The sequence below is a fragment of the Clostridium cellulovorans 743B genome (genome assembly GCF_000145275.1).
GTDB lineage: Bacteria > Bacillota > Clostridia > Clostridiales > Clostridiaceae > Clostridium_K > Clostridium_K cellulovorans.
This window is the reverse complement of sequence record NC_014393.1, coordinates 3,509,452-3,532,701: the sequence shown is the minus strand read 5'-3', so window position 1 is coordinate 3,532,701 and position 23,250 is coordinate 3,509,452. Positions and strand designations below refer to the sequence as shown.

17 protein-coding genes are annotated in these 23,250 nt (G+C 29.4%); 13 read left to right on the top strand and 4 right to left on the bottom strand.

The window, feature by feature from the left end:
* Positions 1–121 precede the first annotated feature (121 nt).
* The 4 genes from CLOCEL_RS14370 to mgsA all read left to right on the top strand — a co-directional run bounded on the left by CLOCEL_RS14370 (position 122) and on the right by mgsA (position 2,980).
* The gene (locus CLOCEL_RS14370; RefSeq protein ID WP_010075653.1) at positions 122–670 is read left to right on the top strand and encodes an ANTAR domain-containing response regulator; all 549 of its coding nucleotides are present in this window, start codon (positions 122–124) and stop codon (positions 668–670) included.
* Positions 645–983: a P-II family nitrogen regulator gene (locus tag CLOCEL_RS14365; RefSeq protein WP_010075652.1), complete on the top strand. Its 339-nt coding sequence runs from the start codon at positions 645–647 to the stop codon at positions 981–983. Before CLOCEL_RS14370 ends, CLOCEL_RS14365 begins: the two co-directional genes overlap by 26 nt.
* Positions 984–1,121: 138 nt before the next feature.
* Entirely contained in the window at positions 1,122–2,351 is a 1,230-nt protein-coding gene (locus CLOCEL_RS14360) for an ammonium transporter (RefSeq protein WP_010075651.1), read from the top strand.
* 209 nt (positions 2,352–2,560) lie between these two features.
* On the top strand, positions 2,561–2,980 hold the full coding sequence (gene mgsA / locus CLOCEL_RS14355; protein WP_010075650.1) for a methylglyoxal synthase: 420 nt from the start codon (positions 2,561–2,563) through the stop codon (positions 2,978–2,980).
* Positions 2,981–3,152: 172 nt separating this feature from the next.
* On the opposite strand, the gene ppk1 is transcribed toward mgsA, so the two are convergent.
* Positions 3,153–5,180 carry a polyphosphate kinase 1 gene (gene ppk1 / locus CLOCEL_RS14350; RefSeq protein ID WP_010075649.1) on the bottom strand — a complete coding sequence of 676 codons (2,028 nt, stop codon included), beginning with the start codon at positions 5,178–5,180 and terminating at the stop codon, positions 3,153–3,155.
* Positions 5,181–5,388: 208 nt separating this feature from the next.
* On the opposite strand from ppk1, the gene ppx reads away from it, so the two are divergent.
* The 3 genes from ppx to CLOCEL_RS14335 all read left to right on the top strand — a co-directional run bounded on the left by ppx (position 5,389) and on the right by CLOCEL_RS14335 (position 9,550).
* Positions 5,389–6,894, top strand: a complete 1,506-nt coding sequence (ppx, locus tag CLOCEL_RS14345; RefSeq protein WP_010075648.1) for an exopolyphosphatase — start codon at positions 5,389–5,391, stop codon at positions 6,892–6,894.
* Between the two features lie 90 nt (positions 6,895–6,984).
* Positions 6,985–7,578, top strand: coding sequence for an HD domain-containing protein (locus CLOCEL_RS14340; RefSeq protein ID WP_010075647.1), 594 nt, complete (start codon positions 6,985–6,987; stop codon positions 7,576–7,578).
* Positions 7,579–7,708: 130 nt separating this feature from the next.
* Positions 7,709–9,550, top strand: a complete 1,842-nt coding sequence (locus CLOCEL_RS14335) for an LTA synthase family protein (RefSeq protein ID WP_010075646.1) — start codon at positions 7,709–7,711, stop codon at positions 9,548–9,550.
* Positions 9,551–9,615: 65 nt separating this feature from the next.
* On the opposite strand, the gene CLOCEL_RS14330 is transcribed toward CLOCEL_RS14335, so the two are convergent.
* Positions 9,616–11,034 carry a DEAD/DEAH box helicase gene (locus CLOCEL_RS14330; protein WP_010075645.1) on the bottom strand — a complete coding sequence of 473 codons (1,419 nt, stop codon included), beginning with the start codon at positions 11,032–11,034 and terminating at the stop codon, positions 9,616–9,618.
* Positions 11,035–11,375: 341 nt separating this feature from the next.
* On the opposite strand from CLOCEL_RS14330, the gene CLOCEL_RS14325 reads away from it, so the two are divergent.
* Positions 11,376–12,263, top strand: a complete 888-nt coding sequence (locus CLOCEL_RS14325) for a YitT family protein (protein ID WP_010075644.1) — start codon at positions 11,376–11,378, stop codon at positions 12,261–12,263.
* A 103-nt stretch (positions 12,264–12,366) separates the two neighbouring features.
* On the opposite strand, the gene CLOCEL_RS14320 is transcribed toward CLOCEL_RS14325, so the two are convergent.
* The gene (locus tag CLOCEL_RS14320) at positions 12,367–12,807 is read right to left on the bottom strand and encodes a hypothetical protein (RefSeq protein ID WP_010075643.1); all 441 of its coding nucleotides are present in this window, start codon (positions 12,805–12,807) and stop codon (positions 12,367–12,369) included.
* A 154-nt stretch (positions 12,808–12,961) separates the two neighbouring features.
* Here CLOCEL_RS14320 and CLOCEL_RS14315 point away from each other — a divergent pair, with 154 nt between their 5' ends.
* Positions 12,962–13,423 (top strand): DUF2383 domain-containing protein, encoded by a 462-nt coding sequence (locus CLOCEL_RS14315; protein ID WP_010075642.1) that lies wholly within the window; start codon positions 12,962–12,964, stop codon positions 13,421–13,423.
* An 87-nt stretch (positions 13,424–13,510) separates the two neighbouring features.
* Positions 13,511–14,113: a TetR/AcrR family transcriptional regulator gene (locus tag CLOCEL_RS14310; protein ID WP_010075641.1), complete on the top strand. Its 603-nt coding sequence runs from the start codon at positions 13,511–13,513 to the stop codon at positions 14,111–14,113.
* 109 nt (positions 14,114–14,222) lie between these two features.
* On the opposite strand, the gene cls is transcribed toward CLOCEL_RS14310, so the two are convergent.
* On the bottom strand, positions 14,223–15,668 hold the full coding sequence (cls, locus tag CLOCEL_RS14305; RefSeq protein WP_013291804.1) for a cardiolipin synthase: 1,446 nt from the start codon (positions 15,666–15,668) through the stop codon (positions 14,223–14,225).
* Positions 15,669–15,807: 139 nt separating this feature from the next.
* Between cls and CLOCEL_RS23280 the strand changes: the two genes are divergently transcribed.
* The 3 genes from CLOCEL_RS23280 to CLOCEL_RS14295 all read left to right on the top strand — a co-directional run bounded on the left by CLOCEL_RS23280 (position 15,808) and on the right by CLOCEL_RS14295 (position 23,192).
* Positions 15,808–15,972 (top strand): hypothetical protein, encoded by a 165-nt coding sequence (locus CLOCEL_RS23280; protein ID WP_010075639.1) that lies wholly within the window; start codon positions 15,808–15,810, stop codon positions 15,970–15,972.
* A gap of 130 nt (positions 15,973–16,102) precedes the next feature.
* On the top strand, positions 16,103–16,501 hold the full coding sequence (locus tag CLOCEL_RS14300) for a hypothetical protein (protein ID WP_010075638.1): 399 nt from the start codon (positions 16,103–16,105) through the stop codon (positions 16,499–16,501).
* A gap of 313 nt (positions 16,502–16,814) precedes the next feature.
* Positions 16,815–23,192 carry a calcium-binding protein gene (locus CLOCEL_RS14295; RefSeq protein ID WP_013291803.1) on the top strand — a complete coding sequence of 2,126 codons (6,378 nt, stop codon included), beginning with the start codon at positions 16,815–16,817 and terminating at the stop codon, positions 23,190–23,192.
* Positions 23,193–23,250 lie beyond the last annotated feature (58 nt).

The following is a 23,250-nucleotide window of genomic DNA, read 5'->3' as shown; positions in this document are numbered from 1 at the left end:
TTATAAGTATATAAATAATATCCAAATAACAATTGGATATTAAGTTATTTATATCCATTATTTGCGTAATTATCTTATTTTAGTGTGATTTTTATTTTTATCAAGGTGGTGAAGATTTGTTATGAAGAGAATTATTATTGCTTTTCCAAGAGAGCAGAATTGTAATGGAGTTGTAAGCATTTTCAAGAAGATCGGAATTAATGATATTCAGATATGTGACTCTGGTATAAAAGTTTTAGAATTAGTAGAAGGTAGTACTAAGGGGTTAATTATTTGTAGTTATAGGTTAAAAGATATGTTTTCTTCAAAGTTAATAAATCAGATACCAGAAGGTTATTCAATGCTGATGTTAGTGGCTAATCCTTCGCTTTGTGAAAGTATAGATTCCAGAATATCAGTTTTGACCTTACCAATAAATAAAGGTAATTTTTTAGCAACAATAAATATGTTGTTAAATAAAAATAAGTTTAAAAAATCACTTTCAACTGAAGAGAATCTGATAATACAAAAGGCTAAGGATTTGCTCATAAAAGAAAGAAATTTTACGGAGCAACAAGCTCACAGATATCTTCAAGTTAATAGTATGAATAATGGACGTAAAATGATAGAGACATCTAAGAGAATATTGGAGGGGAGCGATAACAATGAAGAAATTAGAAATTGTAATTAAGGCAGAAAAGTTAGAAGAACTAAAGGAGGAGCTAAATAAATTTGGGATACAAGGTATGATGATTACAAACATCATGGGCTTTGGAAATCAAAAGGGTACAACCCAATATTATAGGGGAACTGAGATTAAGGTTAATTTACTGCCAAAGATAAAAGTTGAAGTGATAATAGCAGCAGAAAATGTTGATGACATAATTAAAAAAGTTTGTGAAGTGGTTTCTACTGGTAATATCGGTGATGGAAAGATTTTTGTTTACGATGTAGAGGATGCGGTGCGTATAAGAACAAGAGAAAGAGGCGTATCAGCAATTTAATAATATGGACAGTTATCAAAGGGGATAGCTTATATTTATATGACTCATATAAATATAAAGGCTATCCCCTTTTGAATTAATAAAAAATAATTAATGACTATAGGAATTTTATCAAACAATATTAAGGGAGGTATTTTTATGACAATTAATGGAGCAGATACGGTATTTGTAATAATAGCTACAATATTGGTGTTTTTAATGACACCAGCATTAGCTTTATTCTATGGAGGTTTAGTAAGAAGAAAAAATGTATTGAGTACTACTATGCATAGTTATGGTGCAATAGTTCTTGTATCCTTACAATGGATTATTCTAGGTTACACTTTAGTTTTTGGAACAGATAATAGTGGTATTATAGGAGGACTTAACTTTTTAGGATTAGATGGAGTTGGTTTTGAAGCAAATGCTGATTATGCAGCTACTATTCCTCATCAAGCATTTATGTTATTCCAAATGATGTTCGCAGTAATAACACCAGCACTTATTTCAGGTGCTTTTGCAGAAAGAATGAAATTCTCAGCTATGATGCTATTTACTTTACTTTGGACAACCTTTGTTTATGATCCAATAGCTCATTGGGTTTGGGGTGTTGGCGGATGGCTTAGAACTTTAGGAGCTCTAGATTTTGCTGGAGGAAACGTAGTTCACATAAGTTCAGGTATATCAGCGTTAGTGGTTGCTTTAATTCTTGGAAAGAGAAAATATGTTAAACACGCAAAACCACATAATGTTACTATTACAGTATTAGGTGCTGGATTATTATGGGTAGGTTGGTTTGGCTTTAATGCAGGAAGTGCTCTTGCTATAAATGATGTTGCGTTAAATGCATTTATTACAACTAATACGGCTGCAGCTGCTTGTGCGGCAGTTTGGATGATTCTTGAAAGAATTAGATTTGGAAAATCTTCCGCTGTAGGATTAGCTACAGGTGCTGTAGCTGGACTTGTTGCAATTACTCCAGGAGCAGGATTTGTTACTCCAATGGCTGCTATTATAATTGGTGCAGTAGCAGCGATAATATGTTTTATAGCTATATATTATGTAAAAGAAAAGCTTGGTTATGATGATGCCTTAGATGCTTTTGGTTGCCATGGAATTGGTGGTATATGGGGCGCTATAGCAACAGGATTATTCGCAACAACAAAAGTAAACTCAGCAGGTGCAGATGGATTATTCTATGGTGGAGCTAAATTGTTAGGTGCTCAATTTATAGCAGTAATAGCAACAATAGCTTTTGCAGGTATAGTTACTTTCATAATTGTTAAGATAGTTGATAAAACTATTGGCTTAAGAGTAAGCACTGAAGTTGAAGATATAGGTTTAGATACAATGCTACATGGTAATGAAGCATATGAGACTGGCGTATAAGTTTGTATAGCTTGAAATATTCAGTATATTATGAAAATTTTAAAAAAATATTGAAACTTTAAAAATAAGTTAGAGCCTCTTTGTTTCTTATAGTATAATATAAGAAACAGGGGGGCTTTCTAATATAGACTAGACAATAGGGTAGTTTTAATTAAAAGGACCAAAGACAGTATATTATAAATATTTTAAACAACTTAGGAGGAATAATTATGAATATAGCTTTAATCGCACATGATAAAAAGAAGGATAATATGGTTATGTTCACTACTGCTTATGAGGATGTATTAAGAGAACACACTTTATATGCTACAGGAACAACAGGGCAAAGGATTATGGATGCTACAGAGCTTAAGGTTAATAGGTTTCAATCAGGTCCTCTAGGTGGAGATCAACAAATTGGTGCAATGATAGCAAATAATGAAATGGATATGATTATATTTTTAAGAGATCCATTAACAGCACAGCCTCATGAACCGGATGTAAGTGCACTTTTAAGACTTTGTGATGTTTATTCAATACCACTTGCTACTAATATGGCAAGTGCAGAATTACTAATGCATGCATTGATGAGAGGAGATTTAGATTTCAGAAACTTGAGAAGAGGTATAAAGGTAGAATTTAAACTATAAAATCATAGTTTTTATATGACCTTAAAAATAGATAAATAACTTTGAAATTAAGCAATCGCTGTTAATTTCTTTAAGAGTCCATATTATATAAAAAGTGACTAAAAAATGTTTTTAGTCACTTTTTTGTTTTAAATTCTTGATTTAAGTTATGTTTTAAAAATGCAAGTATTTATTATAAGGTTTTTTCTTGAGAATTAACGACAATTTCATCATTTATGACTTTTATATAAGTACCATCAGAATTTAAAATCCATCGATTTACGTTATCGTTAAGGTAAAAATTAAGTAACTCTTTTATTTTTTCTTTTATAAAGATACTGTCGATTATAAACATGGTTTCTACACGTTTTGATAGATTTCTACGCATCCAATCAGCACTTGATAAGAATAATTCATCATCTCCATTATTGTGAAAATAGAAGATACGGCTGTGTTCAAGAAATCTTCCGATTATACTGCTTACTTCAATGTTATCACTGAGATCTTTAACCTTAGGTTTTAAAGAACAAACACCCCTAACTATTAGTTTTATAGTAACTCCAGCTTGAGAAGCTTCATATAATTCGTTTATAATTTCATCATCAACAAGAGAATTCATTTTAGCAGTTATAGCGGCAGTTTTGCCTTCTAAAGCATTTTCTTTTTCTCTTCGTATTAATTCGATGAGCTTATTTCTTAAATGAAGTGGAGCAGGGTAAACTTTTCTTGTAGATTTTATTTGAGTATGGCCTGAAAGCATGTTAAATAAAATGGCAACTTCTTCTCCGAATACTGGATCTTTAGTAAATATACCTAAGTCTGTATAAAAGTTTGCTGTTATATCATTATAGTTTCCAGTTCCTAAATGGACATATCTATTTATCACTGAATCTTCTCTTCTCACAATCATAAGCATTTTACAATGAGTTTTTAAGCCTACTAATCCGTAGATAACTTGACAACCAGATTTTTCAAGGCGTTTTGCCCAATGTATATTGTTTTCTTCATCAAATCTAGCTTTAAGTTCCATTAGTACAGTAACTTGTTTTCCATTTTCAGCTGCTTCTGCTAAAGCTTCAACAATTGGAGAGTTTCCACTAACTCTATATAAGGTTTGCTTTATAGCAAGAACATCAGGATCGGAGGCTGCGGTTCGTACCAAGTCCACTATTGGTTTAAAACTGTTATAAGGATGGTGAACCAAGATATCGCTATTAGAAATGGCTTTAAATAAATCTTTATCCATACATTCAATTGGTTCAGATTGTTTAAGAGGCGGATATTTTAAATGCTCAAAACCTTTTAAGGATGAGACAGATCTTAAAAAAGTTAAGTCTAAAGGACCGTTGATTTCAAATATCCAAGGTGAGGATAATTCCATTTCATCCTGTAATAATTTTTTAATTTTTTCGTTACAGTTTTGTTCAACCTCAAGTCTTATTATGCGACCCCATTTTCTCATCTTTAAGGATTGCTCTATTGACTCAAGTAAATCTTCCGCACCTTCTTCATCAAGGGTTAAATCGCCATTTCTAGTTATTCTATATAAACTTAAGTCGATAATTTCGTGTCCACTAAATATTTCTCCGATGTATAATTTTATTACATCCTCAAGAAGGATGAAGTTTTTTCCAACTCGTTCATTAGAATCAACTTCAATTACTCTTTTTAGAACTGTTGGAACTTGGATTGTTCCAAAGGCTTCTTCTCCATGAGTTTTATCTTTCATAAGCAAAGCTATGTTGATACTTTTATTTGATATTAATGGAAAAGGTCTACCTTGATCGATTACTATAGGCGTGAGCACAGGATATATATTATCTCTAAAAAAACTATCAATAATTGAAAGTTCTTTTGATGATAAATCTTCGGCTTTAAGAATATTGATATTTTCAGTTTTAAGTTCATTGAATATTTTAGAGTTGTAACATAAATATTGGCTTTTTATCATCTCAGAACTTTCCTTTAATATTTCTTCTAATTGTTCTTTAGGTGTAAAGCCTGATTGATCTTTTTCATTAAAGCCAGCATTTACTTGATCGAAAAGTGCAGCAACTCTCACCATGAAAAATTCATCTAGGTTTGAACTTACGATAGATAAAAAGCTAATTCTTTCAAGCAGTGGATTATTGTAATCTAGCGCCGCGAGGAAAACCCTTTTATTAAATTGTAACCAACTTAATTCCCTATTAAAAAACTTTTGTTTATTGAAATTACTCATCATAACCACCTGTAAATACTATATTTTTAAAATTACTAAACCAATAATAGTATAAATATATTGTTAACAAATATTATAGCATATTTATAAATCTTAATTAATAGTATAAGCTTTTTATATTAAGTTTTTGTTAAGTAGTTAAAATCAAAATTAATGTAGTATAATTGTGATATCTTTCTAATAATAATTAATATAGGAGGGGCAGAATATGAAAAAAGTTGCGATAATTGATATAGGTTCCAATACAATTAGACTTGTTATTTTTCAAATCGAAGGAGAATACTTTAGAGTATTAGATGAAGATAAAAATACTGCGAGATTAGGTAAGGATATAGAAGCAGACGGAAGTCTAAATCCAGCGAGGATGAAAAAGGCAGTAGAAGCTATGAAGGAATTTAAAAGTTTATGCCATGAAGAAGGTGTAGAAGAAATTCATGCTTTTGCTACTGAAGCAGTGCGAAAAGCTAAGAATAGACAACAGTTTATTGAAAATGTAAGACAAGAATCAGGTATTGAAATCAGAGTTTTAAATGGACTTGAAGAAGCCTTTTATGATTATTTTGCCACAGTAAATACTTTAGATATAGAAGATTGTCTTATGATGGATATTGGGGGAGCAAGTACAGAATTTGTGCTTATTAAAAATAGAGAATTAGTTAACTCTATAAGTATTCCTTTTGGAAGTATAAATACAGCTGAAAAATTTCAACTTCAAGAAACTGTTAGTAAGAAAACCAGTGAGGAATTTAAGGAGTTTATCTTTAGAGAATTTAATAAAATTTCTTGGTTAAAAGAAGCAGTATCATTACCTTTAGTTGGTATTGGTGGAACCATGAGAACACTGGCTAAAATTGATAGAAAGAAAAAAGCATATCCTATTGATAAAATACATAATTATAAAATAGAATCTAAAGTTATAGTTGAACTCTTTAATGAAGTAGCTGATATGGATTTGAAGAGTAAAAGAAAAATAAAAGGTCTTTCAAAAGATAGGGCGGATATTTTTATGGGTGCCTTATCTGTAATTAGAAATTTGATTGATTATTGTTCTATTAAGGAGATTGTAATAAGTGGTACTGGCGTCAGAGAGGGTTTCACATATGAATATATTTTTAAGAGTAATAAGATTCTTGAAGATATATTGGACTACTCCTTAAATAAAGTGATTTCTAACTATCCGAGTATATACAATAATGGATCTTGGGTATATGAAAAATCCTTACAAATTTTTAGTGGGATTAAGGAACTTTTCTATATTGACAATGAAAAGAAGAAAATTATGAAGGCTGCTGCTTATTTACATGATATAGGAAAAGAAATATCTTATACGAATTTTCATAAACATACTTTCTATATGATGATGAATATGGATATACATGGTTTAAGCCATATAGAATTACTGCTATCAGCGTATACGGCTACTTTGTATCATAAAGAAGCATTAAAGTTATCTTTAGAGGAAAAAGCTATAATAAGTGAGGATATGCTTAAAGATGCAGAAAGAATAGCAATAGTACTAAGAATAGCAGAAAAGTTATCAAGAGGCTACAATGAAAGCATCAAAAGTATTGTTTCAGATTTTGATGAAGAACATATCTATTTAAAAATAAATTGTCATAGCAAAACAGAGATAAATTTTTACGATATGGATGAGATTAAAGAAGAATTTAAAATATTATTCAGTAGGGAACTTATAATAATTTCAGATAAGTAGTTCAAGGCTATATCGAATTAAATAACAATTAGAATTTTAAGGATTATAAAAAATACTTAATATTTAGCATTATAAAAAAGCGGTGATGAGTTGAGATTTGAGAATATTCATGAGATTTTGACTTTTTCTAGAAATAATAGTTCTTTAGTAAATTACAACCATATGATGAGGGTCAAGGAGTTTTCAAGACGTATAATAGAAGAACTTCAAGAACTTTTAGAATTTACAAAAGAACAAGAATTTATTTTATTTTCTAGTGCAGCACTTCATGATATAGGCAAATGTTTAGATAAAAAAGAGCATCCTAAGTATTCTAGGGAAATGATACTCACTAGTCCAGAGCTGATGATTATACCGCCAAGAATAAAGAAACTTATAGGTATTGCTGTTGAAAGTCATAGAAAGACGATATCAGAAGAGATGTGGACTTTAGAAAAAAAGGAACAGGAGGCAATTTTAAAGGTAGTATCAATACTTAGAATCGCAGATGCTTTAGGGAAAAGTGAAAATAAAAGATTAGAACTTTTGGATTGTGAGGTTACAGAGGATAATATAGTAATCATACTGGATGCGTCACTGATAGATAAAGATTATGCGAGTCTTAAAAAGAAAGCTAGGCTTTTTGAAGAAATCTATAATAAAAAACTAATAGTTATATATAAATTGAGCTATCTATTAAGATAGTTCTTTTATTTTGGCAAGAAAAAATTAATGGATAACTTATATCAATATACAATTGAAATAATTTTTTTAAGGGTATATACTTAAAAAGTTAGTATGTGGTAAAGTGAGGAAAAGAAGTGGGGAGAAAAAAATGAGGTTGTGGAATAGTCTAAAATCTAGTGAAAAGTTTAAATTGAGAAAAATCATTATGATTGACAATATACTACAGGTATTTCCTATAGTTACTATAATATCAATTTTTCTAAAGGATAATATTTTTTTTGGTTTCGTATTTACTTATTACGAAGAAAATTTTGGAGCAATGTTTGCTGTACATTTAGCTTTTATAGCATTAATAATCGCCCCAAGTTTTCTATTTAAGGGCAAAAAACAAAAAAAATATTGCATTGTAGTCAATGTATTATATAGCATATTATTAATCAGCGATCTTTGGTGTTATAGAGCTAGTGGAAACTTTTGGGGCATTGAGTACTTATATTTCAAAGATCTGTTTAATCCTTTTCAAAGATCTTTAATAAATCCTAGATGGTTTGATTTTATATTAATAATAGATTTAATTTTAATTATAGCATTTATGATTTATAGAAAAGTAAAGAACGTAGAGATTAAACAAAAGAATCACAATAGAAGCTTTGTAAAATATATTTCGATAACAGTAATTTCTATTGTTATCATTTTGATAGGCGCTAATAATATTGAAGTTAGTGACTTAACTAATAATGGACACAATATGTTTAAAAATGATTGGAGTCCTAGTACTACTTTGAGAAATTTAACACCAATAGGATATCATGGTTTTGAAATTGTGGATACATTAAAAAAAGTAAATAGGACCAAAAGTCAAGGAGAAATAGAGGAAGTTGATGAGTGGTTAGCAGATAATGATGAAAAGCTTCCAGATAATAAATATAAAGGAACCTTAAAAGGAAAAAATCTAATATTTCTTCAAATCGAGTCTTTTGAAAATTTCGTAATAGGAAAAGAAGTTTATGGTCAGGAGATAACACCTAATCTTAATAGACTCATTAAAAAATCCTATTACTTTGATAATATAATCCAGCAGAACAATGGTGGAAATAGTATAGATTGTGATATGATGGTAAATACTTCTGTATTTCCTTTAGGAAAAGGGATAACTTTTATAAATGAGCCACAGGTAAAATATAATTCATTACCGTTAGTATTACAAAAAGAAGGATATTATACCGTATCTACACATGCTGAAAATTCAGATGATTGGAATTGGTCAGAAGCACATAATGCAGGATTAAAATTTCAAGAGAAGTGGGATAAACATGAATATAACATGGATGAATATGTAGGGTTTGGTCTATCTGATAGGAGTTTTTTAAGTCAATTTGCAGATAAAATTTCAAAGTTACAGGAGCCTTTTTATGCAATACTTCCAACCTTATCTAGCCATGGACCTTTTGATATAGCAGATGAATATAGAGAGTTATCACTTCCAAATGAAATTGATGAAAATTATCTTGGTGGTTATTTCCAAAGTCTTCATTATACAGATAAGCAAATAGCTAATTTCTTAGATAAATTAGAAACCCTTGGATTGATGGATAATTCAGTAGTAGTGATTTATGGGGATCATGCTGGTGTTCATAAATATTATAATGAAAGCATACAAAATTTAAATTTAGAAGGAGATTGGTGGAGGGAATATGACCAGAGAATTCCTCTAATTATTTATTCAAAAGGTATTACTGGGCAAACCTTTGATGTATATGGTGGACAGGTGGATATAATGCCTACAATATCGTATCTTCTTGGGGTAAATGATGAGAGCTACAGAGGTAAAGTAATGGGAAGAATACTTGTTAATACAAAGAGGAATGCAACAATTACAAAGGGTAACAAGATATTTGGAGAACCTGATAGCCAGGAAGAAAAAGAGCACCTATTGAAAAGCTATGATATTGGTGAAAAGATAATATTGAACGATTATTTTGATAAATAAATTAAAATCCCTTATATCGAGTTCTGCGATATAAGGGATTTTTCATAATAAAATATTTATTAAGGTTATTTTTTAGCTCTTTGTATTTTTATAGACTTTCCTTTTAAATTGATTTCAGGATGCATAGAAAGAAGCTTTTTACCAGAACCGTTTAATATATCTACATAGCTGTAGGTATCAAAAATATCAATAACTCCAATATCATCTGCTGGTACTCCACCACTATGGATAAGAGAAGCTACAATATCACCACGGCGGATCTTTTTCTTTTTTCCACCGTTTATGTGAATTTTTATTATATCTGAAGATTTATTATTTATTTTAGCTACGGAAGGCTTGAATTCTTTTTTTGGAGCATTAAGAACCTCTTCTTTTGAAGGGTGTATTCCTTGAGGGATTTTCATATTTATAAATTCTTCTATAGCCTTAAGAAATTTATCTTCATACCTAGTTACAAAGGTAATGGCCTCACCAGATGAACCAGCTCTTCCAGTTCTGCCGATTCTATGTACATAGGCTTCTAGTTCAAGGGGAATATCGTAGTTAAATACATGACTGACGTTATTAACATCAATGCCCCTAGCAGCAACATCCGTCGCCACAATAAACTGAAACTTATCTTCTTTAAAAGCTTTTAACGCAGAAAGTCTATCATTCTGAAGCATATCACCGTGAATTTCTGTTACCGAATAAGAAGAAACTCTCATTCGAGAAGCTAAATAAGCAACATTCTTTTTTGTTCTGCAAAATAGAATAGCTTTTGTGATATCCTCAGTCTTAATTAAATCCTCTAGTAGGTTATATTTCAAATTTTCATCTATTTCGTAATACTTTTGATTTATCTTTGCTACAGTAAGAGTCTCAGGTGTAAGTTCAATAAGTTTTGGTGAAAACATATATTTATTTATAAGTTCTTTTATTTCATAAGATAAGGTTGCTGAAAACATTAATGTTTGTCTTAGCTTTGGCACTTTTTTTATGATATTTTCAACTTCATCTATAAATCCCATATTCAGCATTTCATCAGCTTCATCAATTATTAAATACTTAACAGAACTAATATCTAGATTACCTTTTTCAATATGGTCTAGGGTTCTGCCAGGGGTTCCAACTACAATATGGACTCTTTGAGATAATTGATTTTTTTGAATGCTCATAGGTTGTTTACCATATACAGCTACAGTTTTTATCTTCTTGTAAACTCCAAGAGTAGAGAAAGTCTCTTGAACTTGAACTGCTAGCTCTCTTGTTGGAGTAAGAACTAAGGCTTGAACGGCATTTTCATTAGCAATTAAGTTTTCAATAATTGGAATAGCAAAAGCTGCAGTTTTTCCGCTGCCTGTTTGAGCTTTTACTATTATATCATCACCACTCAGGGCTAAAGGAATGACCTTTTCTTGTACTTCTGTAGGTACATCAAAGTTCATTAATTTTAGTGATTTTAACATTGACTCATTTAAATTAAAATCTTTAAAGTTTATCATTTTTCTTCCTTTCTTATATCTGATTACAAGGCATTTGAATTAAATATAAAACTAAAGATAATTGTTGATTTTTGTATTTAAAATTGAACAAATTACAATTAAGTATATTGTTATATATATTAAAACAATATACTGATTATATTACATATGCTCAATAGAAGATAGAGGCCACAAAAGAAAAAAAGCAAAAAGTTTTGTGAGAATTGTATCAAGAAGTGATTTAATTTTCATTGTAGTTAATATAATAATTATGGCTTTTCTTGTTGTGAAGAATAGAATATAATATATTTTTGGGGCTAATATTCAAATGAAGTTAACAATTTATAGGAGAAAAGGTTAATATGGAGAGATTTAGAATGAAAAAGAGTGAGTACATGTATATCATTATTGGGACAGTAATTGTAGCCCTAGGGATAAATTGGTTTTTAGTCCCAGTTTCAATGGTTACTGGAGGATTATCTGGTTTAGCGATTATTATTGATTCATTTAGTAGTAATATTTTAGGAGTGAGAATTCCTGTATGGCAAACAACTCTTGTATGTAATATTCCACTATTTACAATACTTATTCTCCAAAAGGGATTTGGACAGGCGAAAAAGTCTATTATTGGAGTTATATGTATAACGTTTTTTTTATGGGTAACTGAATTTATACCTAACCCATTCCTAGGATATCAAGATTTACTTTTGTCGTCAGTGTTTGCAGCAGCATTTATAGGAACAGGTGTTGGTTTAATTTTAAGGGCTAATGCTACAACTGGAGGGACAGATACCCTTGCGTTGATAATTAAACATAAACATAAAAATTTTCCTATTTCTAAGTTGATATTAACTATTGATTCATCGATAATTCTATTTGGTTTTTTTGTTTTTGGACCTCAGAAAGCTATGTACGCCATAATTTGCGTTGTCTTAACTTCAAGGTTTATAGCTCAAATACTAGAGGGTATGCATTATGCAAAGGCTGCTTTTATAATTTCTGATAAAGTGGATATAATTGCTGACGAGATAATGGTTAAAATACCAAGAGGTGCTACAGGAATTAATGCTAGAGGAATGTATACTAAAAAAGAAAAGCAAATGCTTTTTGTGGTTGTATCAAAGAAAGAAGTTGTATTGCTTAGAGAATTAGTAAAGGCGGTAGATAAAGATGCATTTATGACAATTGCTGACGTAAAAGAAGTAGTTGGACAAGGGTTCATAGAGGATTTAAATTCATTAGCTATCTAAACTCTTTAAAGCTAAAAATAAGAGCATAGGATTTATATAGGGATAATTAATAGAGTAATGAAAAACCTCAATACATGGTGTTGAGGTTTTTGTACGTATACTATTATTCACTTTCATCTCCATAATCTAAAATATATTGGTCTAAGCTATTATATAGTCTAGCTTGCAACATTGACATTAAAGAAAAAATTTGCTTTTCTAGGCAAGCATTTTGAACACTGTCAAATTGTGCAAGAACAAAGAATAGAATAGTCATATCAAATTGAATAAGTAAAAAAAGTATTTGATCAGTTGGGCTTAATAAACTATTTTCGCTATTGCATTCACGAAGTATAATTTTCTGAGTTTTAGAAAGTATACAATGAATTTCCTTTTCTACAATTAATTTAAAAGGGAGGAAACCTTGGATTGTTAAATCAAAATCTAAAAGTTCTTTAATATAAATAAATGCAAATTTCAATGTAGTAGCAAGTTCACTATCAGTATCAGGTCTATTAGGAAATAGAATTAATGAAAGAAATTCATAGTTAGCTAAGTTAATCATGTTTTTCTCCTGAAAGATTTCTATATAATAGGATATGAATAATGTTGAGATTATGTAATAATTTTTAAAAATTTAATATACGAAATAAAAAAATTGTATATTTATTGGAATAATATCAATACTAGAATTATTAATTTATTTAGGAGATGATATTGTGACAGCTACCATGACTAGAGATAGTATAAAGGATATTAACAAGTTTTTAAAAGGTACACATATGGGAATAGATGCTATAGCTGCTTTGAAAAAGCAGAGTGAAAATAATGGAATTGATGAACTGTCAATGACATTAACTGAAATACTTGAAATGTACAAAAATCACCAAGCAATTTTAGAGAATATAATTAAGGAGCTAGGAGGAAAGCCAGTAAAGAATTCTGGAGTTATTGGAGAAATAGTAGGCTTTTTTGATGATATTAAAGATTATTTATTACTTAATAATAAAGAGGCTATTTTGAAAGAGGCAATAAAAAATGTTGATACAGGTTATAATATGGGAAATAAGTTTCTAGAGATTAATCTGGAACTAGATAAAAAAACTAAAAGTGTTATATCTACTATGGTTGAAGATAATAAAAAAGCACTACAAAAGCTAAGAGAAATTAATATTAGATAAAAATACTTTAATATCCTGTAATAGACCTATCACAAATGGTATAATGTTATTATTAGTTATATTGGCTGGTCGGAACAGGAGGAATATATGGGAAAAACAAAAAAAACAATTTTGGAAGCAGCTATAAAAACTTTTTCTATAAAAGGCTTTGAAGGAGCTACAATGGATGAGGTAGCGCTAGAAGGAAAGGTTGCGAAGGGAACTTTATATTATCATTTTAAAAGCAAAGAAGAGCTTTTTAACTATATGATAATGCAAGAGATGAAGAGTTTTAAAGAGGGAATTGATCAAGAATTAGCCGCAGCTGAAGATACCATCAGTAAAATACGTATGTTGATTAAGGTAAATGTGGAGCATTTCTACAATAGCAAGGATTTCTTTAAAGTTCTTATTAGTCAATTATGGGGAGTATCTGAAAGGCAAAATGAACTTAGAAGACTTTTAGATGATTACTTGAAGTATATTTCTGGAATTTTAAAAGAAGGAATAGATAGAGGTATAATAGAAGATAACGACCCATACTTTCTTGCTCATGTATTTTTTGGTGCTGTTATTTCAGTTTCTATTTATGAGATAATAAATCTCGATAAAGATTCCGAAAGAACTTATGATTTCGATAAAGCTACAGATAAGTTATTAGAATATTTTTTAAATGCTATTAAATTTGATAGTACTAAGTTGGAAGTGTAGTAATTTAAAAGCCATTGATAAATTTTTTATCAATGGCTTTTTATTTTAGGAAATAACTTGAGTAACTTGTTATGGATAACTTGGAGACAGAAAACTTTCTACATTAACTTTATAATAATGATGAAAAAATTCTTGCAAATGCTTGTTTAAGTTTTTTTAAGTTCGACATATTTTCATAGTAGTCTGAAGTAATTCGTTTACAGTACCTTAAATCATCTAAAAAATCTTTTTCCAATATCGTTGAAATATTTTTATCATAAATTAGTGCATTTATTTCATAATTTAGAAAAAAGCTACGGATATCCATATTAGCAGTTCCAACTGTACATAATTCACCATCAACTGTTATGGATTTGGAATGGAGAAATCCTTTTGGATTATAATAATATACTTCTACACCACAGTTTACTAATTCATACAAATAAGTTTCTGAGGCAGTATGAACTAAAGCATGATCAGGGGTGTGAGGAAACATTATTTTGATATTTATGCCACCTAATGCTGCAATTTTTAGTACATCCATGAGGCTTTCGTTTGGTACAAAATAAGGAGTAGTAATATATATATGGTCTTTGGCTAAGGTTATCATTTTTATTATGCTGTGCAGTATAGATGGATATTCAGATTCTGGACCGCTTTGGATTAATTGCATAGGAACGTTACCTTTCGATGTTGGAATTGGAAAATATTTTTCAAAATCGAAGTCATAAAATACATAGTATTTATTCGCTCTTTGTATGGTTAAATAGTCGTCTAAGAAAACTGATTGCAAACCTAAAACAAAGGAGCCTTTTATCATTAGATGAGTATCTCGCCAGAAGCCAAGTTTTCCTTTGCCAAGATATTCGTCAGCGATATTAATACCACCGATAAAGCCAACAATACCATCAATTACTACTATTTTTCTGTGATTACGGTAGTTTATCTGTGTATTTATATGTCGAAATAATGGGGCAAGGAAATAGTCATAATAAACAATTTCAATACCGTTATTTTTCATTTCTTCAATAAAGGATTTTTTACAAGTTATAGCCCCAAATCTATCCATGATAAATCTTACTTTTACTCCGGAGTTTGCCTTAGCAACTAGTATATTTTTAATTTCTGTTCCTATAGTATCTGAGCGAACTATATAATATTCTAAATGAATATGGTGTTTAGCTTTTTTTAATTCTTTTTTTAGGGTTTCAAACTTTTTTTCGCCATTTTGTAAAATGGTCACTAGATTATTTACGAATATTGGTGAATCACTGTTTTGAGCTGTTAATTGGATTAATGGTTCATATTCTTGAAATTTATATTTGTGTATTATGGGTTCAATTAATCTAGTTAATTCATAATTATTATCATCTCGTAGTTTATGTATCTTCCAGTTGCGACCAAAGAATATATAAAAAAATAGTCCAACAATTGGTATTGCCATTAAAAATAAAGCCCAAGATAAGGTTTTTTCAGGTTGTTTCTTTTCACGAATGATAATTAGTATAGAAATAAGCACATTGAAATAAATTATATAGTTAAGAAATACTTTTAGAGAAAAACTAATAATTGTCACCTCCAGTATATGTAAAATAAAAACTATAATAAAGAACAATTAGTACTAAGAATAGTATATACAATATTTTAGATTGTTTCACAGAAAATATTAATAAAAATATATTAATATTACGATTAATTTTAGGAGGGAATAGATTTTGGCTATAAAGTGTAGAAAATCTCTTGTATATAATAGGAAACTTATGCTTATAACATTATTTAAAAATTTTTTATGTGAAGTAGAAGATAAGGCACCAAGATATTCTTATTGTATAAAAGATAAAAAAAATATAGAAAATCATAGGAATCAATCTAAAATGTAGCAAATAATTTGTAACCTTCATAATATACTAGTGCATAGTTATATTTCTATGAAGTAGAAATGGTTTAAAGATTGGAAGAAGTTCTAATATAGAAGATACTATGCATTAGTAATAAAGTAGAGGAATAATTATGGATCTTGGAAATTTTCTAAATATGTTTTCAAATACCTCAAATAATAATTGTCATAAGCCCCAGGATAACTGTAACAATAAAGGAAGTGATTGGTCGACGATAATTATTTTATTTATTCTTTTCAGTTGTTTCAAAAATAACTGTGGGAATAACTGCAATCCTTGCTGTGATGAAATAATTGTTCCTAAAAGGCGTAGACGAAGAGAAGAAGTATACGTCTATGAGGGATTTGGATCTACATCAAATGATGGGCTCTTTAGCAATCCAATATTAATAATTTTGCTTTTCTTCCTTATCCAAGGCAATAATAGTAGTACATCTAATACTAATACTGTTATAAATGTTGATCAACTATCAGAAGATGAAGATGAAAATAATAATCTTATACGATCATAATTATATACAGATGATAATGAAATTGTTTTTTAGAGAGAAAGTAAGTTTATTTGAGGTTATAGAGTTAGAGAATATAATAAACGAATACAAAAGCACTGGACAATTAGTGAATTAGTGCTTTTGTATTTTTATGTCTAAAAATGAATCAATTATATGTCATGTTGTTTACAAAAAGTTCTTTTTATTTAAAAAAAAGTTCCAAATTACATGTTAATTAATATGAAGTATTATTTGTAAGTCAATACATGCGGTGGTAAAATGTAAGTAGATACTTGAATTATAATCAAATATAAATTAAAAGTGAGGGGTAAAGATGAGCGATATCAAAGATACAAATAACACCAATCGATTAACTGGCACAACAGGAAATGATAGGTTTGAAGGTGGAAAGGGCAATGATAGTATATTGGGATTTACAGGTAATGATGAATATCTATTTAATCTTGGGGATGGACAAGATAGGATAACTGATATGGATAAGACCAACGGTAATATTGATACCATTACTTTTGGTGAAAATATTGTCGGATCTGATCTTCATTTCTCGAGAATAGGCTATGACTTAAATATAGCAATAGCTAATACTACAGACTCAATCACAATAAAAAACTATTATTTGAGTTATGATTGGTACAAAATAGAGCAAATAAAGTTTGCAGATGGTACTGTATGGGATCAAAAAACCATTGAGTCTCAACCTATGTATATATCAGGTGCAGGAAAAATTGTAGGAACTGATGTCAATGAGTGGATAGAAGGATCAACTGGAAAAGATGATATTGAAGCAAGAGGCGGAAATGACATCATCGATGGTAGAGGTGGTGGAGACTTGTCAAAAGGTGGAACTGGTAGCGATATTTATATATTTAATAAAGGTTATGGCGAATTAATAATAGAAGAAACTGCTGAAACAATTGGGAATATAGATAAAATTAGGTTTGGAAAGGGAATAAATCCTGATGATGTAGTATTTAATAAAGAAGGTTTAAATCTAATAATAACTATAAAAGGAACTACCGATAAAATAGTAATTGTAGATTATTATAAAGATCTAAGCCTTAGAATAGAAGAGATTGATTTCTTTGGTGGAGTTATTTGGAATAAAGATGATATCAATGCTCGTCCAGTATACATATTAGGTTCTGGAAAGTTAGATGGAACTGAAGGTGTAGATATTATAACTGGATCAACAGGAGATGATATCATATATGCTTATTCAGGAAATGATATTATTGACGGAAAAGGTGGAAATGACTACGTAACTGGATCAACAGGTAATGATACATATATATTCAACAAGGGATATGGAGTACTTACTATTGATGATTTTGATACAACAGTAGGAAATATGGATACAATCAAATTTGGTGATGGAATACTTCCAGAAAATATTTTATTTGTGCGTGTAGATAAGAATTTAGAAATCACTATTAAGGGTTCAAGCGATAAGATAATAATTAAAGATTACTTTGATGTAAACTTTGATATAAACGTAAATACTAGATTTGAAAAAATAGAGTTTGCAAATGGTGTTGTTTGGGATAGTACTATTATTGTAAGTCAAAGAGTATATACGATAGGTACTAGTGATGATGACATTTTAAATGGTATAGATAAAGTTGATATTTTTGACGGATTATTAGGAAATGATACCTTTATTGGCGGTAAAGGAAATGATATATATATATATAACCTAAATACAGGAATTAAAACAATTAAAGACAATGATATAACAGGAGGAAATGTGGATACAATTGAGTTTGGAGTAGGTATAGATCCAAAGAATATTGTTTTCACTAGAGTTGGTGATAACTTAGAAATAAGCATTAAGGAAAGCTCTGGGAAAGTTATTGTAGAAAACTACTATATTGGAATAGAAAATCATATTGAAATTATTAAATTTGCTGATGGAACCATATGGAATGATGAAAGAATAAATAAACAACCAGTAGTTATCAGAGGTCAAGGTGAAATCCATGGAATGGAAGGAGACAACATTATATATGGCTCAGACCAAGACGATATTATATTTGGATTTGGCGGAGATGATACTATATATGGCTACGGTGGAGATGATCAATTAATCGGAGGCGATGGTAATGACATCTTATATGGTGGCACTGGTTCCGATTTGTTAGCTGGAGATGAAGGTAGCGATACATATATATTTAAAAAAGGCGATGGAATGGATTTTATTTCTGAGTTTGATAGTTCAGGTAAAGATATAGATACAGTTAAGATTACAGATGGAATATTAGCTAAGGATGTAATGCTCAAGAGATATGGCAATGATTTGGGGATAGAGGTAAAAGGAACTGAAGATATATTAATAATAATGGATTATTTTGTAGATTCAGCTTGCCAGGTAGAAAAAATAATATTTGATGATGGAACTGCATTAGATGGAGGACAAATTGAAGTAATAGTAAACGGTGGCGGTGACGTCATCAATGTTATTACAGGTACAGATGGTAACGACACTTTAATAGGTACAGATAAAATTGATCGCTTCGATGGATTAACTGGTAATGATACTTTCATAGGTGATAAAGGTAATGATATTTATGTAATTAATTTAAATACAGGAATAAAAATAATTGAAGATATAGATATTACAGAAGGAAATATAGATACAATTCAATTTGGTGAAGGAATATCGCCAGAAAATATTGTCTTTGTGCATGTTGGAAATAATTTGGAGATAATTATAAAAGGTACAGATGATAAAGTTATTATTAAAAATTACTTTGATACCAATATTGATATAAATATAGTTAATATCATAGAAAGAATAACATTTGCAAATGGAACTGTATGGAAACAAGATTTTATATCAAAGCAAGTAGTATATACAATAGGAACAGACGGAAATGATGAAATACATGGAACAGGCAAAGATGATATTATTGATGGACATTTAGGAAATGATATCTTAATCGGTGGAAAAGGTAATGACACATATATTTTTAACTTAGGAACAGGAATAAAAATTATTGAAGATATAGATGTAACAATAGGAAATATAGATACAATTAAATTTGGAACAGGAATAAAACCAGAAAATATAGTGTTTGTACGTGTTGACAATAATTTAGAGATAACAATAATTGGTTCAAGTGATAAGATAATTATAAAGAATTATTTTGACATTGACTTTAATGTGAAGATAACAAATATAATTGAAAGAATAGAATTTGTTGGTGGAATTGTTTGGGATATAGATATAATCCAAAGTCAAATAGTTCATTTAATAGGTTCAGATAATGATGATAAGCTTATTGGTACAATAGGTGTTGATATTTTCGATGGACATTTAGGAAAAGATATTTTTGTTGGTGGAAAAGGAAATGATACATATATCTTTAATTTAGGAACAGGAATAAAAATTATCGAAGATATTGATATCACAGTAGGTAACATAGATACAATTAGATTTGGAGAAGGGGTTCTACCTGGAAATATTATATTTGTACGTGTTGATAATAACTTAGAGATAGTTATTAAAGGTTCAACTGACAAGATCATTATTAAGAATTACTTTGTAATTGATTATGACGTAAATATAACTAATAGAATCGAAAAAATAGAATTCTTTGGTGGAATAACTTGGGATATTGATGTTATTGCAAAACAATTAATTTATACATTAGGTACAGATAAAGATGATACATTAACAGGTACAGATAAAGACGATATTTTTGATGGATTATTAGGAAATGATATCTTTATTGGTAACAAAGGAAATGATACATACATCTTTAACAAAGGAACAGGAATAAAAATTATCGAAGATATAGACATTACAGTTGGAAACATAGATACAATTAAATTTGGTGAAGGGATACTTCCAGGAAATATTATATTTGTGCGTGTTGACAATAACTTAGAAATAACAATAAAAGGTTCAGCTGACAAGGTGATTATTAAAAATTACTTTGATATAGATTTAGATATAAATATTACTAATAAAATAGAAAAAATTATATTCCATGGTGGAGTAATTTGGGATGAAACAATAATAGCAAGCCAAGTAATATATACAATAGGTACAAATGGCAATGATACTCTAACAGGTACAGTTAAAGATGATATTTTCGATGGACTTTTAGGAAATGATACCTTTATTGGTAACAAAGGAAATGATACATATATCTTTAACTTAGGAACAGGAATAAAAATTATCGAAGATATTGATATCACAGTAGGTAACATAGATACAATTAGATTTGGAGAAGGGGTTCTACCTGGAAATGTTATATTTGTACGTGTTGACAATAACTTAGAGATAGTTATTAAAGGTTCAACTGACAAGATCATTATTAAGAATTACTTTGTAATTGATTATGACGTAAATATAACTAATAGAATCGAAAAAATAGAATTTTTTGGTGGAATAACTTGGGATATTGATGTTATTGCAAAACAATTAATTTATACATTAGGTACAGATAAAGATGATACATTAACAGGTACAGATAAAGACGATATTTTTGATGGATTATTAGGAAATGATATCTTTATTGGTAACAAAGGAAATGATACATACATCTTTAACAAAGGAACAGGAATAAAAATTATCGAAGATATAGACATTACAGTTGGAAACATAGATACAATTAAATTTGGTGAAGGGATACTTCCAGGAAATATCTTATTTGTACATGTTGGAAGCAACCTAGAAATTATAATAAAAGGTTCAAATGATAAGGTTATAATCAAAAATTATTTTGATGTAGACTACAATGTTAATATAACTAATAGAATCGAAAAAATAGAATTCTTTGGCGGAATAACTTGGGATATTGATGTTATTGCAAAACAATTAATTTATACATTAGGTACAGATAAAGATGATACATTGACAGGTACAGATAAAGACGATATTTTTGATGGATTATTAGGAAATGATATCTTTGTTGGTAACAAAGGAAATGATACATACATCTTTAACAAAGGAACAGGAATAAAAATTATCGAAGATACCGATGTTACAGTTGGAAACATAGATACAATTAAATTTGGTGAAGGAATAACTCAAGAAAACATCATATTTGGACGTGCTGGTAATAATCTTGAGATTGTAATAAAAGGAACAAGTGATAAAGTAATAGTTAAAAATTACTTTGTAGTAGATTATGACATAAACATAAGTAGTGCAATAGAAAAAATAGAATTCGAAGGCGGAGTTGTTTGGGATTCTACAATTATAGCAAGTCAAGTGATTTACATACTTGGTACAGATGGTAATGACTCATTAAGCGGAACAGATAAAGCAGATATCTTCAATGGATACTTAGGTAATGATACCTTCATTGGAAATAATGGAAATGATGTTTATTTATTTGAATCAAATTCAGGAGTAAAGATTATTGAAGATAGTGATGAGACCGTTGGAAATATAGATACCATTAGATTTGGTAAAGGAATAGCAAAGGAAAATATTTTATTTGGACGTGCTGGGAATAACCTAGAAATTGTGATAAAAGGTTCAAATGATAAGGTAATAATAAAAAATTACTTTATAGCAGATTATGATGTAAACATAAGCAATACAATAGAAAAAATAGAATTTGCAGATGGTGCAATTTGGGATGCAACTACTATAGCAAGTCAAGTAATCTATATACTTGGTACAGATGGTAATGACTCATTAAATGGAACAGATAAAGCAGATATTTTCAATGGACAACTAGGAAATGATTACTTTAGCGGTGGCAAAGGTAATGATGTTTATCTATTTGAATTAAATTCAGGGATAAAGACTATTGAAGATAATGATGGGACAGATGGGAATATAGATACTATTAGATTTGGTTCAAAGATACTTCCAGAAGATATTGAATTTGTGAGAATTGAAAATAATCTTGAAGTTACAATCAAGGGTTCAAGTGATAAGGTAATTATAAAAAATTACTTTGAAAATGAATATGAGATAAGCTTAAATAACAAAATAGAAAAAATAGAATTCTCTAATGGAATTGTTTGGGATGAGACTATTATTTCAAATCAACCAATACATGTTTCAGGTCAAGAATATTTAAGTGGTTCTAATGGAAATGACATTCTAACTGGATCTGCGGTAGATGATGAAATCTATAGTTATGGTGGAAATGACGTAATTATAGCTTTAGACGGTGCTGACAACATATATTCTGCAGAGGGAAATGATATTTTAGATGGAGGTATTGGAACTGATAACTTAAATGGTGCAGAAGGAAGTGATACCTACATATTCAAGAAAGGTTATGGCGAAGATTTTATCTTTGAATTTGATGACACTGGAAAAGCTGTTGATACTGTTAAGCTAGGAGAAGGTATAGTACAGTCCGATTTAAAATTCATTAAGGATGGGGAAAATCTACAAATATCTATTGGAAATACAAAAGATATACTAACAGTAGTTGGTTATTACAGTGATCCAGGATATAAAGTAGAACAAATTGAATTTGCCAATGGAACTATAGGTGTACTTGGAGAAATTAATATTAATGGAACTACTGATGGAAATGTTGTAACTTATATAAAAGGAAGCATTGTAGATACAGAAGTAGATATAAATAATTATGCAGCAACAATAGAGAAATCTATAGAAGTTATAGGTGAACTTCAAGATTCAGGAGCAGCTAACAGTTCATTGACAAGTTCAAGTGCAGAAGTAAATTCTGATTTGATTTTAATATCACAACAATAATATATTTGCATTAAATGATTAAGTGAAGAGTGTTCTTTTAGAACTTTGAAGCAAGTAT

Coding starts and splice junctions, on each gene's coding strand:
- CLOCEL_RS14365 (WP_010075652.1), top strand. CDS start 645: ATGAAGAAATTAGAAATTGTAATTAAGGCAGAAAAGTTAGAAGAACTA.
- ppx (WP_010075648.1), top strand. CDS start 5,389: ATGAAAAAAGTTGCGATAATTGATATAGGTTCCAATACAATTAGACTT.
- ppk1 (WP_010075649.1), bottom strand. CDS start 5,180: ATGAGTAATTTCAATAAACAAAAGTTTTTTAATAGGGAATTAAGTTGG.
- CLOCEL_RS14325 (WP_010075644.1), top strand. CDS start 11,376: ATGGAGAGATTTAGAATGAAAAAGAGTGAGTACATGTATATCATTATT.
- CLOCEL_RS14320 (WP_010075643.1), bottom strand. CDS start 12,807: ATGATTAACTTAGCTAACTATGAATTTCTTTCATTAATTCTATTTCCT.
- CLOCEL_RS14330 (WP_010075645.1), bottom strand. CDS start 11,034: ATGATAAACTTTAAAGATTTTAATTTAAATGAGTCAATGTTAAAATCA.
- mgsA (WP_010075650.1), top strand. CDS start 2,561: ATGAATATAGCTTTAATCGCACATGATAAAAAGAAGGATAATATGGTT.
- CLOCEL_RS14295 (WP_013291803.1), top strand. CDS start 16,815: ATGAGCGATATCAAAGATACAAATAACACCAATCGATTAACTGGCACA.
- CLOCEL_RS14360 (WP_010075651.1), top strand. CDS start 1,122: ATGACAATTAATGGAGCAGATACGGTATTTGTAATAATAGCTACAATA.
- CLOCEL_RS14310 (WP_010075641.1), top strand. CDS start 13,511: ATGGGAAAAACAAAAAAAACAATTTTGGAAGCAGCTATAAAAACTTTT.
- CLOCEL_RS14335 (WP_010075646.1), top strand. CDS start 7,709: ATGAGGTTGTGGAATAGTCTAAAATCTAGTGAAAAGTTTAAATTGAGA.
- CLOCEL_RS14370 (WP_010075653.1), top strand. CDS start 122: ATGAAGAGAATTATTATTGCTTTTCCAAGAGAGCAGAATTGTAATGGA.
- CLOCEL_RS14300 (WP_010075638.1), top strand. CDS start 16,103: ATGGATCTTGGAAATTTTCTAAATATGTTTTCAAATACCTCAAATAAT.